Here is a 14,923-nt window from a genome sequence, read left to right on the forward strand (position 1 = left end):
ACATTTTTGGAGAATGTGCAAGATACACGAAGAATGTATAGCGTTTTTCGAGCTCACAACCCGACCGTGTCAGAATCGACACCGACCGGCTAATTGTGAGCATCCCTACAACAGCAGCCTCATATATATACGTTGCGTGACACGGTGTGACAGGGGTTTATGTTGAGGAGGATTTAGGGCAATATACAACATGAGATCTGCGGATTTTTTAAGAAGGCCACAAAATACAACATTTGCAATGAAGATCAGGAAGATTTACCCTAAATCGATATCAATCGAGGTTAAACCTAATTTTGGGATAAAATCTGACCAATGAAGAAAGGAGGACAATGATTGCCCTGACTCGACCTCCTGCGCCCCGCATTGCCGTAACCCTTCAAAGGATGTTACCAATTCCGGATCAAAATCTAAAAGATGATAATACTAATATATAGTAAAAATTCCGGGAATCTGACAAACACCATTCCCTATTTATACTATTAATCATGTAGTATATACGATTATTATGGATACAACTACACAACTGAGGGATCGCTTTTTACGGCGATAAACCGATACGAGACCGAAAGATAAGCATTTTTGACACAACTCTTCGTGACGGCGAACAAACCCCCGGTGTATCCCTTACTCCTGAGCAAAAGATAGAGATAGCTCACCAGCTTGCAAAGCTTGGAGTGGATACTATCGAGGCAGGGTTCCCGATCGCCTCTGCAGGCGACATGGAATCCGTGCGCAACATCGCAACCGCAGGCCTTACTTCAGAGGTATGCGGACTTGCACGTGTTCTCACAAAAGACCTTGATGCCTGTATCGATGCAGACGTAGGAATGATACACACCTTTGTTTCCACATCTGACATCCAGAGGATACACACTATCAAGAAGAGCCGTGAAGAGGTCATTGAAATGGCGACCAATGCCGTAGAGTATATCAAGGACCACGGCATGCGCTGCATGTTCTCCGCAATGGACGCGACCCGAACGGATATGGATTACCTGATCGAGGTCTACAAAGCGGTGGAAGGTGCAGGGTGTGACATAATAAACGTCCCTGATACTGTAGGAGTTATAGCTCCTTCAGGCATGTATCGCCTGATCAGTGAGCTGGACAAGGAGATCAATATCACCATCGACACTCACTGCCACAATGACTTCGGACTTGCCGTAGCAAACAGCCTCATGGCCATCGAAGCCGGTGCAAGACAGGCACAGGTTACGGTCAACGGGCTCGGGGAGCGTGCAGGAAATGCCGATCTTGCGGAAACCGTGATGAGCCTACATTCTATTTATGGTGCAAAGACGAACATCAACACAGAATACATCGTTGAGACAGCACGTATGGTGGAGCGTTACACAGGAGTTGCCATCCCGCCACACATGCCGGTCGTCGGAGAGAACGCATTTGCCCATGAATCAGGCATACACACACACGGCGTCCTGGAGAACTCCGATACCTTCGAACCAGGCATAATGACACCGGAAATGGTTGGCCACACACGAAGGATAGTACTTGGAAAACATGCAGGAAGGCATGCAGTACTCAGGTCTCTCCAATCTGCGAACATCAATCCTACCGACGAACAGCTCGATGCCATCATCAGTAAGGTAAAAGTGCTTGCAGACAAAGGCAAACGCATAACCGATGCAGACCTCTATGCAATAGCATTCGACATCCTCGGTAAACCTGAAGGAATGCCGGTCATCGACCTCAAGGAGGTCAGTGTGATGACAGGAAACGTCACCACATCCACAGCTGTTGTAAAGGCCCTGGTCAATGGAACCGAGCGCATCACATCCGATGTTGGTGTCGGACCGGTAGATGCAGCCCTGAAGGCCGTTGAGACCCTTATCGGTAAACACGCATCAAGCGTAAGCATACATGACTTCCGTATAGAAGCTGTGACCGGCGGTGCAGATGCACTGGCAGAAGTGATTATCGGTGTACAGGACAAGAACGGCAGGATAGTCACTGCCCGCGCCGCGAACGCGGATATTGTACTGGCATCGGTAGAAGCGCTCGTAACAGCTATTAACATGCTCCTTAAAACATAAGGGGCATGCAAGAGGTCATCGATTCGCACTGTCACCTTGATTTTCCGAAATTCAACCGTGACCGTGACGAAGTAATTGAAAGAGCACGCAATGCGGGTGTTGTTGAAATGGTCAATTCAGGCATTGACCTGAAGACCAACAACTCAACACTCGCACTTGCAAGACAATATGATTTTATCCATCCTACACTGGGCCTTAGCCCGCTTGTTGTCTCCCATTACGGTAACGAGGTTGCCGACGAGATCCTTCTACAACTTGAGCAGCACGCCGAGGAGAGCATTGCCATCGGCGAAGCAGGTCTTGATTATCATTACTACAAGGACAGCAAGGAAAGGGAACACCAGAAAGAGTACTTCAGGAAGGTTATCGAAATAGCAGAATGCTACGATAAACCTCTGGTGATCCACGGGAGGGAAGCCGAAGAAGATTCCTTTGAGATGGTAAGGGACCTCGATAAGGTCATTTTCCACTGCTATGGCGGTTCTATGGATACCGCCGCCATGATAACAGATGCCGGATACTACATCTCAATTCCAACCATCGTATGTTTTTCGGACCACCACAGGTCCATAGCCGAAAATGTCCCGCTGGACAGGATACTGATCGAGACCGACAGCCCTTACCTGTCCCCAAGAAAAGGGCGCAACGAACCGGCATTTGTCCGGGATACCCTTCCCGTGATCGCGGAAGCACAGGGAAGAGAAGAAGACAAAGTTGCAAAGGCAACCCTTAAAAATACAAGAAGTGTATTTGGTCTTTAAGATAGATCAAAGTAGATATAACCAAAGGAGACTCATAATGAAAGTTCAGAGGATCAACACATCCCCATATGCATCCAATTCATACCTTATCAACGAAAAGATACTCATCGACCCGGGAATGGACACAGATAAAATTATTGAAAAACTGAAAGAACTTACAGACCCTGCCAACATCGAGCTGATAATCCTGACCCACGGACACTTCGATCACAGTGCAGCCGCAAAACCTGTAGCCGAGCTCTGTGACGCACCCATAGCCATACACAAGGACGATGCAGCATCCCTGAAAAGCGGAGAGGAAAGCGCATCCATACTATTCTCATCCCCGGCACCGGACTTCGAGCCAGACATCCTCTACGAGGACGGGGATATCGTGAAGATCGATGACACTGAAGCACTTCAGGTCATCCACACACCCGGACACACTCCTGGCGGTATCAGCCTCTACGAACCTTACTCCAAAGGACTTTTCTCAGGCGACACCGTATTCCCCAACGGAGGGATAGGACGTACAGACTTTGCCGGAGGATCCATGGAAGACCTCACAGCCTCCATAGAAAAGCTCACAGGACTTGATGTCATCACCATCTACCCCGGACACGGGCCGGTTACAAGTGATGACGCAAACGCCCAGATACAAATGTCCCTGCAGATGTCAAAAGCATTCCGCTAAAGAGGAAAACATGCCAGGAAAAAAACGAAAACAAAGCAGCCCTGATGAATCGAAATTCCTCCCTATGGACCGAAAGGAATGCAAAAGGAGAGGCTGGGATGAACTTGATATCATCATAGTAACCGGCGATGCATATGTAGACCATCCCGGTTTTGGTGCGACCATAATTGGCCGTGTCCTCGAAGATGCAGGATTTAAGGTAGGGATCATCGCCCAGCCAAAATGGGACAATACCGATGACTTCATGAAACTTGGCAGACCACGCCTCTTCTTTGCGGTAACAGCAGGCAACACCGACTCCATGGTGAGCAATTACACACCTGCGCTCAAGCCAAGGCCAAAGGACATGTACTCCCCCGGTGGCAAGACCGGGCTGCGACCTAACCGCGCAACAGTGGTCTACTCCAACAGGCTCAAGGAAGCCTACCCCGACGTACCCATCGTGATAGGAGGGATTGAGGCATCCCTACGCCGTTTTGCGGAATACGACTACTGGTCCGGCAAGGTAAGGCAGTCCATACTTGCAGATGCGCCTGCAGACCTTCTGGTCTATGGAATGGGTGAACTGCAGACCACGGAGATCGCACACAGGCTTGATGCAGGCGAGGACATTACTGAGATAAAGAACATCTCCGGTACCGCCTGGAAGCTGGAAGTGAAGAAATGGAAGGAAATGAAAGCAGATGCGGACAGCGATTTTCCCTACGTGGAACTTCCTTCCTACAATGAAGTATCATCTGACAAAAAGCTCTACGCAGAAGCCTTCAGGCTCATGTATGAGCAACAGGACCCTGCAAGGGGCATCGCGCTGATACAACCCCATCCAAAGACGATCATCATCCAGAACCCGCCGATGAGGCAGCTTTCACAGGAAGAGCTTGACCATGTCTATGAGCTGCCCTACACAAGAGAAGAACATCCATCCTACAGAGAAAGGGTGCCTGCACTGGAACCTGTCAAATTCTCCATTACAACTCACAGAGGCTGCTTTGGAAGCTGCTCTTTCTGCGCCATAACACAGCATCAGGGACGCACCATCTCAAGCCGCAGCATAGACTCCATAGTCAGGGAGGCATACTTGCTTACGGAACTGAGAGGTTTCAAAGGCAACATAATCGGTGTAGGTGGCCCCAGTGCCAACATGTACGCCATGAAGTGTAAGAAATGGGAAAAGAGCGGTGCATGCAAGGACAAGCTCTGCCTGTACCCGGAACCCTGCCCCTCCATGGATAAGTCTCACAAGGAGAACATCGAGATGCTACGCCGTCTTCGGGAGATTCCCGGTGTGAAGAATGTCTTTGTAAGCTACGGTGTGCGCTATGACCTTGCACTACTTGATCCTGAATATGTAAAAGAGCTGTGTGCACATCACATCAGCGGACAGCTCAAGATAGCTCCCGAGCACTTTTCAAAAGAGGTAACTGACTGCATGAAAAAACCCGGAAGGGAGGTCTTCGAGGAATTTGCCGAGCTCTTTGAAAAGACAAATAAAGAACTTGACAAGGACCAGTATCTGGTAACGTTCCTTATGTCCGGACACCCGGCCTGCACCATGGAAGACATGATCGAACTGGCACAATACATAAAGGAAACGAACAGGTATACTGAGCAGGTGCAGGACTTCACACCAACACCCATGACAGCTGCGACCTGCATGTTCCATACAGGACTTGACCCCTTCACAGGAGAGAAGGTTTATGTTGCAACCTCAAGAAGAGAAAAGAACATACAGCGTGCTATGATGCACTACCGTGACCCACGAAACCACACTCTTGTATACGAAGGACTTAAAAAAGCAGGACGAGAAGACCTCATAGGGAATTCATGGAACTGCCTCATACCAAGGAAAGCAAAGAAAGCATCACCCTACAAGAAAAGATGAAAGATTTTATAACATAAGATTAATCGGTAATATAAGCACAAGACAGTAAAAAGTGAAAGTACGCTACTGATATCCAAACCACTGGAAAAGTGTAGCGCAAACAATATTCAGTTCTCATATATTTTGGGAAACAGCTATGATATCCACGGAGAAAGAAATGAACCAGAAAGAAAGGTCAAGGATACTTATCATCGGCAACGAGGATAACGATATCGAATTCCTCGAATCCGTTCTTATCCCGGATTATGACATATCCAGATCCCATTCAGGTAAAGAAGGACTAAAAAAGGCAATTGATGAGGCAACGGACCTTATCCTTCTTGATAACAAGATAGCAGATATTGCTGCCCATGAGATATGCAGGATATTCAAGAGTGACATAAGGACAAAGCTCATACCAATAGTGATTGTTGCAGGTCCCGACGAAAGAGATGAAAAAACAAAGAGCCTTGAAGAAGGAGCTGATGATTTCATCAACCGGCCTCCAAACTACCTTGAACTTACCACCCGAGTGAGGTCACTGCTGAAGATCAAGCGCTTGCAGGACAATGTTATCAAGGAACGCAATCAGGCATGCAAGTATCTTGATGTTATTGGATCCATTATAATGATCCTCGACGGGGATGCAAAGATCACTTTTGCCAACATGAAAGCCTGTAAGCTCCTGGGATGGAAGAAAGAGGAGCTCATTGGAAAAAGCCTGACAGATTTCTTCCCTGAAGATACAAAGGAAATGCAGGAAAAAGAACTCTTCCGGGTACTGGAAGGCAAAGTTGAGATCCCTGAATACCAGGAACTTCCGCTACTGACCAGGAACAATGACGGCACTAAAGAAAAAAGGCTGATCCTCTGGCATGATGTGATACTGAAAGATGAGGAAAGAAAAGTCATTGGTATAATTCGTTCAGGAGAGGACAATACTGAAAGGATGAACATGGAAGAAGAGCTCACGAAAGCAAATGAGAAACTTCGCCTCTCCCATAAGATGAAAGATGAATTCCTGGCTAACATCAACCACGAACTAAGAACTCCTCTGATATCGATAAAGGGATTTAGTGAACTTCTTTATAATGAACGCCTGGGTGAGCTGAACGAACATCAGAAGAGGACCATGAAAACCGTTGTTCGCAACTCAGAACGCCTTCGCCATCTGATAGAGTCCCTTTTCTATGTAAGTGATATGCAGAACGAGACCATAAGGTACACATTCAGCCTGATGAATCTCAAAGAGATCATAGAGAACATAGTCGCCGACATGCTTCCCAACATAGAGCACAAAGGAATTAAGCTAAAAACAGACATACCTGATAAATTGCCAATAGTGAAAGGCAACAGCAAATACATTGAATCAGTGCTGGTACACCTGCTTGATAACGCAATAAAGTTCACCCCTGCCGGAGAAGTCATATCATTATCAGCTTCAGAGGAAAACGGGATCGTACATATCATTGTAGAGGATACAGGTCCGGGAATTCCCAACGAAATACTCTCCCAATTCTGTACAGAGATTCCTGAAGATGCCAGTGAAAACAATATCTGTTGCACTAACCGTGATTACGGCCTTATCATTTGCAAGAAGATCGTAAATGCACACAAAGGGGAAATGGACATCAATACTGAAAAAAGCACAGGGACCGAGATCCACGTGCGATTGCCCATATATGAAAAAGATAAGGATATCAGGGAATGAGACCTTACCTTATATAACCGGGCTTTCCGGAACATAACTCCTGATGTCCCGACAGATCAAAACCACTATTTTCAGATCATTTTAGCTGATCAATATCAACAATTTCACCTGAATTGTTCATCTTATATGGTATTCTGATCTTTTGCTATCTCCAGAAGGTCCAGAAGATCTATGACAGGGACACTGCAGAAAGGTTCCAGATTCGTGCGGCATAACGGGCAGCATGTCACAATGTAATCCACGCCTTCAGGAACCTCCGCAACTCTCTTTTGCGTGAGCGCTCTTGAGAGTTCAGGGTAGCCTTTTCGGACACCTCCCCCACCACCACAGCATCTTGCATTCTCCTTCGAGGTCTTCATTTCCCTGAGCTCACAGACAGCAGAGATGAGCTTTCTCGGAGCATCAAATATCCTGTTCGCCCTTCCAAGATGACAGGGATCGTGATATGTTACAATGATATCAAGCCTTTTAAGCCCTAATTTATCCAGGTTCTCTGCCAGGAATTCAGTTATATGAACGACCCTGAACTTTTCCGGATATTCATTCCTGAGAACATTGTAGCAGCCTGCACAACTGGCTATTATGGTGTGGACACCTGCCTCTTCCATCTGCCTCACATTATATTCTATCAGTTCACCTGCATCAGAACCGGTCCTCAGGAGCGGGGAACCACAACATACCTCATCAGGAAGTATTGTGACATCAAGTCCGCTGATCAGGTCATAGGTCTTAAGGACGGTATCCTGATAGCGATAGGATCCAAGGCAGCCTACAAAGTAAACATTTTCGGCATGCTCAGGCACATCCCTTTTCTCCCTGAGCCAGCCAAGCCTGGAACCTTTCTCATTCATCGGGTTACCCGTGGAAAGCGTGTTCTCACGAAGTTCCTGCTGGGCCTTTGTATCAGCTCCGCTTTCCACGAGCTCATGCCTTATTTTCTCAAAAACATCAGGTGGAACTGCTCCTGCGGGACACATCTCCTCGCACATACCGCAGGTGGTACAGGTATTGATGCAATCAATTATGTCCTCATCAAGGCCCATCCCTTCAGAGATCCCCTTTGCGATCATCATGCGGCCCCTGGTACTGTATGATTCCCAGCCGAGCTCTTCAAATATCGGACAGACCGAGCGGCACGTTCCACAACGCACACATTTGAGTATTGACCTTAACTGCTCTTCTTCCATGGTCACAACCCCATCTTTCCCGGATTCAGTATTCCCCGGGGGTCAAGTGCCCTCTTGATAGTTCTCATAACAGCCATCGAAGTTGGATGCTCCAGCTCCATATAGCTCTCGCGCGCCTTTCCCACACCATGTTCGGCACTCACAGTACCTCCAAGCTCAATGGCATACCTGTATATCCTGTCAGCAACAGTATTGACCGTCTCCATTCCTTTTTCATCCAGCATATCTATCGTCATACCTGTGTGAAGGTTGCCATCACCGATATGCCCGTATGTCATTATAGGGATCCCGAACTCCTCTGAAAGCGAGTGTACATATTCCAGCATTCCCGGCAGTTCCTTGATAGGAACGCCGATGTCCTCTCCCACATATACGCGGGAACGTTTCGGATCGATTCTTGATATGGCAGCACCCACGAGCCGACGGGCCTTCCACAAACGAGCGCTCTCGTCTGCAGTTGAGGCAACACTTATCTCAGAGGCCAGCCTGGAACATACCTGTCCTACGGTCTCAGCCTCTTCCTTCACAGTATTTTCCATACCATCTACCTCTATCAGCAGTATGGCCCCTGCATCAGGAAGCTCCACACTCGGATCATATCTCCTTAAGGTCTCAATTGCAGTGCTGTCGAGGATCTCACAGGCCGAAGGAATTATTCCCGCTGAGAGTATCTTCACCACAGCTCTGCCTGCAAGGGTTGTAGTCTCAAAGGAAGCCAGGATCACACTGCGTGCCCTGGGAAGCGGATGCAACCTGAGAATCGCCTGGGTGATTATACCAAGTGTACCTTCCGAGCCGACCATAAGATCAGTCAGGTCATAGCCGGATGCGGTCTTGAGAGTTCTTGAACCTGTACGAACCACCTTACCGTCTGCCATGACCACCTCAAGGTCAAGTACATAGTTCCTTGTGGTGCCGTATTTTACACATCGCATCCCGCTTCCGTTATTTGCCATGAGCCCGCCAATGGTGCACATTGCAGTGCTCCCGGGGTCAGGAGGGAAGAAAAAGCCATAGGGAGAGAGTGCCTGGTTCAGTTTCTCATGTACAACTCCCGGTTCCACGGTCACCTGGAGGTTATCAATATCGATGTCAACGATCCGGTCCATTGAGGACAGATCAAGCACAATACCTCCATTGACGGGAACAGCACCTCCGCAGAGACCGGAGCCCGCACCTCTGGGGATCACAGGAAGCCCAAGCTCAGCTGCCAGCCTGACAACATCTGCGACCTGTTCAGTGTTCCGGGGACGGACAACGGCATCAGCTTTCCCTTTTACCTGGGAGGCATCAAAAGAATAACAATAAAGCTCTGAGGACCTTGTTGAGACATTGTTCTCCCCGACGATCCTCTCAAGCTGTTCTTTGAGCATTGATATATACTCAACCTTTTTCGAAATAAACGTTTGGGTATTTCAGGCGGGTCCGGTAGAAAAGATTTACATCTACCTTAAGCATATTAGGGACACATGACATCATATTTTGAGGTAGAACAGCGGGATGGTGCTGCCCGTATTGGAAAAATGATCCTTTCAACACCTGTAAGGACACCATACATACTTGACACAGCATCACTTAAAGATCCGGCAGGCCCTGTGGCAGATGCCGGTTCCATGTGGGAACTTTCCACAGAAGATGCTATGGAGAACATCCGGAAGATACGCGAAATTTCCGGCGATGACGTTATAATCATCCTGCCACACCAGAACATCACACCTGACGTTCCTGATGACGTGGCAGAGACTATCGCAAAGAAGAACGAGGTTGAATGCGAAGGTCCTGTGGGGCGCATCTACCGTCATGGACAGGAAGCAAAGAAGGCTGACCTTTATGTAATGGAAGGCGCAGGATCCTTCGATGGCAATGCAAGGAAATTCCTGGAAAGGATCATTGAGATAAGGGAAAACGCAGCGCCTGATACTGCCCTCTATGTCCCGAACCTCTGCACTCCTGCAAATGCTGCCACACTCATCTATCTTGGTGTCGATATCGTGGACAACACCCGTGCCGTTGTAGCAGGGTACAATGACATTTACCTGACAACCTCAGGAAACTACTTTGTGGATTCCATGAACGAGCTCCCATGCAGGTGTGACGCCTGTGCACCGATCACACTGGAATTACTTAAAGAACTGCCAAAAGCAGAACGTGCGAGAATACTGACAAAACACAACTGCAACATGCTTGAAGCAGAGATAGCACTTACAAGGGAAAGGATACGCTCAGGCAACCTGCGTGAATACGTTGAAGGCCAGTGCCGCACAGAACCCTGGCTTGCAGCTCTCCTGAGGCTTGCCGATGACCAGTATGACTACATGGAAGAGCATGCGCCACTTGCCCGCTCCAACCAGTTGCTTGCAACAACTTCCGAATCAATGACAAGAGCTGAGATAGTCCGCTTTGCCAGAAGGATACAGGAAAGATACACTCCACCGGAAACCGATATTCTTGTCCTGCTGCCCTGCTCTGCCAAGAAGCCATATTCTATTTCCAATTCACATGCCAGATTCATAAAAGCACTTGGAAAGAACCGCAGGTATGTCCATGAAGTGATAATCACATCTCCTCTTGGCATCGTTCCAAGGGAGATCGAGATCACCTATCCGGCAGCCCATTATGATACAGTGGTAACCGGATACTGGGATGCGGAAGAGATCAAATGGGTATCCTCATGCCTCTCCGAGTACCTTTCAAAGAACAAATATTCACACATCATAGCCCATGTGGAAGAAGCCTACAGGGAGATCTGTGAGATCGTCTCAAAGGAACTTGGAATTGAGATCATCTATACAAGTACAGGCAATGTGACCTCCCATGAATCCCTGGACAAACTGAAGAACACACTTTCAGAAATTGTTTCAGTCGGGGAGTTCAGGCAGAACAAACCAAGAAGCGACCTTATGCGCGCAATCGCAGACTACCAGTTCGGCAAGGGTGCAGGAGAATTGCTTGTTCCGGAAAAAGCAAAGATAAAGGCACCATTCCCCAAACATCAGGTATTCATGGAAAAGAAACAGATAGCCACTCTTATCCCGCAGTACGGGACACTGGCACTTACAATCGATGGAACCCGCCTGCTTGCCGCATCGGATAAGTTCAAAGACTACACCGTAACGATCGATGACTTCCTCCCCAGAGGATCATTGCTTGCACCTGGGGTCATTGCAGCCGGTGAAAATATTCGTCCCGGTGACGAGGTGATAGTGACCGGAAGCAAGGCAATAGGAGTAGGTCGTGCCATGATGAACGGAAAGGAGATGGTCGCCTCCACAAGGGGAATAGCAGTTGATCTTCGTCATATAAAAAAGGCTGATTAAGTTAAAGATTGAACTTTAAAGCCCTTTTTTTCTTTTATTTACCTCTTTTCTTCAATATTCTTTTTAACAAAAAGGACAATATAATCACTGATGATCATCAGAAAGTTCGAACCCTATGATTTTGAAGGAGTTCTGAACATTGAAATGGAAGCTTTTACGGAACATAACCCCTTCGTCTATATGAATTTCTATGAGATGAGCAATGAAGGGTTCTTTGTTGCCTCTGTAAATGATCTCATTGTGGGTTTTGTTATGGGATACCAGTCCGCATTTAACGAAGGCCGGATCTTTTCACTGGCAGTTAAGAGAGAGTATCAGGGAATAGGAATAGGAAGCCAGCTCATGGCAACTATAATTAACGTTTTCCTTCAGCAGGGATTGAGGTCTGCCATCCTGGAGGTCAGAGCCAGCAACCATATAGCAAGAAAGCTATATCGTGACCTGGGCTTCATTGAGTGCTGGGTGGAACAGGGATATTATTCGGATGGAGAGAACGGCATAATCATGAAGAAGCAGCTTTCTCCTTTGTACAGGTCCGGAAATATATCAGACTTATCTTTAAAGATATCTTTTAAGCCTGATGGGATCGGGATGCTCGACAGAATTTAATTGTTATTCCTGGAAGTGTTCCTGCTGGTACGTTTTGCAAATTCCTCCATTCTGGCGGAGGTCCTGCCAACACCTGAAAGCTCATCTTCTGCTATTATTGAGGCAAGGTGATTCCCGAGTACAAATATAGCATGTTTGTGCTCTGCCTTGCTTCGATGGATGTGCACAGGGCTTATGGCAAGAGATTGGTATTCAGAGAAGTCATGATCAATGTCCTGGGTTTCCAGATGTCTCTTTATTTGAGCCAGCAATGTATGCAATTGAATCAATTCATCTTTGTGCATGGTTTTAATCCATATTCATTTTTATTCGATACAGCACTAACTAGCCAAGAGCTGCATTATAATAGATTAAAGACTCAAATAAAACGGTTTTTCGCGGAAATGCCTTTCCGAGTCATAATATAAGCTTTTTTCGATTTAATTTTTATGAATAATAATGCACAATGGTGGGAAAATGAAAAAAGAAAAAGTGAGTAAAGGGGGATCTCCCCCTTAAGAAGATCAGAAATCTGCAGCTGTCAGTACATTGACGGTTGCCGGGCTCTTGGCAATATTACCTTTCTTCACACCAATAAGGTTCTCGATCCCTTTATCTGATGCAATGTCAAGGATGCGCTGTGTGACCACACCATCAAAAACAACACTCTTGATATCATCCTCTGTTTCTTTCAGAGTGTTGACAAGATCGCGCACTGCTGTCTCTTCAACTACATTGTCCTTAGAGTCAAGGAGCCTGGCTCCAAGAGTGCCAATAAGTTCATCGGAATGTGGTTTGAACCTGCGTGCCTGTGGTGAAAGCTTAGCAGGTTTGGTCTCTTCTACCTGTTTAGCGGGTTTGACCTGCCTTGCCTGCTTAACGGGTTTGCCCTCTCTTACCTGCTTAGGCTCTTCTTCTGAGCGAATTACCTTCTTTTCTGTCTTCTGTGCCGCATCAGATGGCCTTGAAACTTCACCTACGACCCTTTCCTTACGCTTAGGGAGACGGGATATCCTTCCTGCCTTGGCCGGCTTTTCCTCCTTGGAGGGTTTCTCTCCCTTTATGCTGTAGTTTTCGAGAACCTGCTCCACAGGTACCTTCTGCCTGAGAGCACGTACGATCTCCCTCTGAACAAGGTCCTCCACACTCTTTCCGTCAGGTGCACGTGCAACATAATCAATATCTGCAACCTGCAAAAGCTCCTTGATGATGAGCTTTCCTCCACGGTCACCATCGGTGAATGCGGTTACTGTCTTCTTCTTTGTAAGCTCGGCAACTTCAGGAGGAACATTTGTACCGCCAACACAGATAGTGTTCTTGATACCGTATCTCAGGAGGTTGAGCACATCTGCCCTGCCCTCTACGACAATAATGGCATCTGAATCGAACACATTAGGACCACAGGGTATCTTGTTCTTACCATAGTACTGCATCTCTTCGATACGTACTGACTGGCGTACCTCATCTGCGATCTCTTGTGACTCAGGAAGGTTCTCATCGAACATGTCGGTAAGAATGTACTTTGCGCGCTCAATGATCTGTTTCCTCTTGGTCGCACGAACATCCTCGACCTGTGTTACCTCGATCTTTGCAGTGCATGGTCCCACCCTGTCGATGGTCTCAAGGGAAGCTGCAAGTATTGATGTCTCGACCCTGTCAAGGCTGGATGGAATGAAGATATTACCTTTGGTCTTGCCACCCTTTGCAGTTACTGAGACCTCAATACGACCTATACGGCCTGTCTTCTGGAGGTCACGTAGATCAAGGTCTGAACCCAGCAGACCCTCGGTCTGGCCGAAGATCGCTCCCACTATATCCGGGCGCTCGATTATCCCGTCAGCATTGATCTTTGAATGAATGATATATTTAGTTGTATCAGCATTTTGCATATGTAAGTCTCCGTTTGTTATGATTATATTGCCTCTATGGCATTGTTCGAATTTGTAACAGAACAACAAAAACAGAATCGATCAGTCATAAAACAAACACAGGAATTCAAAGGAGCAGGGAAAGAACTTATCGGCTACTGATATCCGGATCATGTGGTTGCTTGTTCTAAGCACCCCCCTTTTAAGGAAATTCCCTATTGTTCAAACTAGCTAGTAAAGTATTGACTATCCGGATAATTCACAGGCCTGAAGCCCTATACGGCTGGCAAAGGAACTACATTATCATTATCAACATGTAGTGGCCTATATAAGTGAACGTTCCGGCATTATTTACTTTGAAACGTTTGAACATTTATGGAACAATAGATGCTGGATCTAAGATGCCGGTAGGTCCAATTCCAATAATATATGAATGAAACCTGGTCTTTAGATAACTCCCTATGTTTGTATTATGTGATGTGGCGCACTACTTTTCCAATAGTGAAACCAAAGTGTGATTCAGATTATATTTTGATGATCTGCTTACCCCCATTGGATAAATCACCCAATGGGATTTTTGATAAACCAATTAAATTTTAGTTATGATGTGATCTTGCTTCGATCACAATAGACTAATTAGTTCTTACACTTTAATAACCTTGTGGTTTTTACAATATTCCGGAATTCCCCCGCACCACGATTTAAGAATAAGCAAAGATAGGTCATCTGAAATAAAAGGACAATATATAAATATAAATTGTTTTGATATCTCCTTCAGGAGAGCTACATACTTAAGCCACCCGGAAGTTGATAAAAATTCCCAATGTCCTTTGTACCAACAGCTATATATAGAATAATAATGTAGGGCATTTGACGAGCGGGACACATTATTTTTGCTACAATAAC

Annotated in this window: 11 protein-coding genes; 7 read left to right on the forward strand and 4 right to left on the reverse strand. The window is 46.7% G+C overall.

Translation table 11 applies throughout. From position 1 onward, the window contains the following. Positions 1-554 precede the first annotated feature (554 nt). From ACR3I3_RS02805 to ACR3I3_RS02825, 5 genes are all read left to right on the forward strand, one after another. Positions 555-2,051: a 2-isopropylmalate synthase gene (locus ACR3I3_RS02805; protein WP_440953731.1), complete on the forward strand. Its 1,497-nt coding sequence runs from the start codon at positions 555-557 to the stop codon at positions 2,049-2,051. Between the two features lie 5 nt (positions 2,052-2,056). Then, positions 2,057-2,812: a TatD family hydrolase gene (locus ACR3I3_RS02810; protein WP_440953058.1), complete on the forward strand. Its 756-nt coding sequence runs from the start codon at positions 2,057-2,059 to the stop codon at positions 2,810-2,812. Between the two features lie 37 nt (positions 2,813-2,849). After that, positions 2,850-3,485 (forward strand): MBL fold metallo-hydrolase, encoded by a 636-nt coding sequence (locus tag ACR3I3_RS02815; protein ID WP_440953059.1) that lies wholly within the window; start codon positions 2,850-2,852, stop codon positions 3,483-3,485. A gap of 10 nt (positions 3,486-3,495) precedes the next feature. Further along, complete coding sequence (locus ACR3I3_RS02820) at positions 3,496-5,367, forward strand: YgiQ family radical SAM protein (protein ID WP_440953060.1); 1,872 nt, start codon at positions 3,496-3,498, stop codon at positions 5,365-5,367. A gap of 157 nt (positions 5,368-5,524) precedes the next feature. Next, positions 5,525-7,057 carry a hybrid sensor histidine kinase/response regulator gene (locus tag ACR3I3_RS02825; protein WP_440953061.1) on the forward strand — a complete coding sequence of 511 codons (1,533 nt, stop codon included), beginning with the start codon at positions 5,525-5,527 and terminating at the stop codon, positions 7,055-7,057. 122 nt (positions 7,058-7,179) lie between these two features. Here the strand turns inward: ACR3I3_RS02825 and ACR3I3_RS02830 are convergent, their stop codons facing one another. Together ACR3I3_RS02830 and ACR3I3_RS02835 are read right to left on the reverse strand one after the other, a co-directional pair. After that, positions 7,180-8,244 carry a (Fe-S)-binding protein gene (locus ACR3I3_RS02830; RefSeq protein WP_440953062.1) on the reverse strand — a complete coding sequence of 355 codons (1,065 nt, stop codon included), beginning with the start codon at positions 8,242-8,244 and terminating at the stop codon, positions 7,180-7,182. Between the two features lie 2 nt (positions 8,245-8,246). Then, on the reverse strand, positions 8,247-9,617 hold the full coding sequence (locus tag ACR3I3_RS02835) for an FAD-binding oxidoreductase (protein ID WP_440953063.1): 1,371 nt from the start codon (positions 9,615-9,617) through the stop codon (positions 8,247-8,249). Positions 9,618-9,713: 96 nt separating this feature from the next. On the opposite strand from ACR3I3_RS02835, the gene arcS reads away from it, so the two are divergent. Next, positions 9,714-11,561 carry an archaeosine synthase subunit alpha gene (arcS, locus tag ACR3I3_RS02840; protein ID WP_440953064.1) on the forward strand — a complete coding sequence of 616 codons (1,848 nt, stop codon included), beginning with the start codon at positions 9,714-9,716 and terminating at the stop codon, positions 11,559-11,561. A 90-nt stretch (positions 11,562-11,651) separates the two neighbouring features. Next, a complete protein-coding gene (gene rimI / locus ACR3I3_RS02845; RefSeq protein WP_440953065.1) occupies positions 11,652-12,170 on the forward strand; it encodes a ribosomal protein S18-alanine N-acetyltransferase in 519 nt (172 codons plus the stop codon). On the opposite strand, the gene ACR3I3_RS02850 is transcribed toward rimI, so the two are convergent. After that, positions 12,167-12,454 carry a UPF0058 family protein gene (locus ACR3I3_RS02850; RefSeq protein WP_440953066.1) on the reverse strand — a complete coding sequence of 96 codons (288 nt, stop codon included), beginning with the start codon at positions 12,452-12,454 and terminating at the stop codon, positions 12,167-12,169. The genes rimI and ACR3I3_RS02850 overlap by 4 nt on opposite strands. Before the next feature lie 219 nt (positions 12,455-12,673). Then, positions 12,674-14,038, reverse strand: a complete 1,365-nt coding sequence (gene dnaG / locus ACR3I3_RS02855) for a DNA primase DnaG (protein ID WP_440953067.1) — start codon at positions 14,036-14,038, stop codon at positions 12,674-12,676. Positions 14,039-14,923: the final 885 nt, after the last annotated feature.

It is taken from the genome of Methanococcoides mangrovi (assembly GCF_052057775.1).
Lineage (GTDB): Archaea > Halobacteriota > Methanosarcinia > Methanosarcinales > Methanosarcinaceae > Methanococcoides.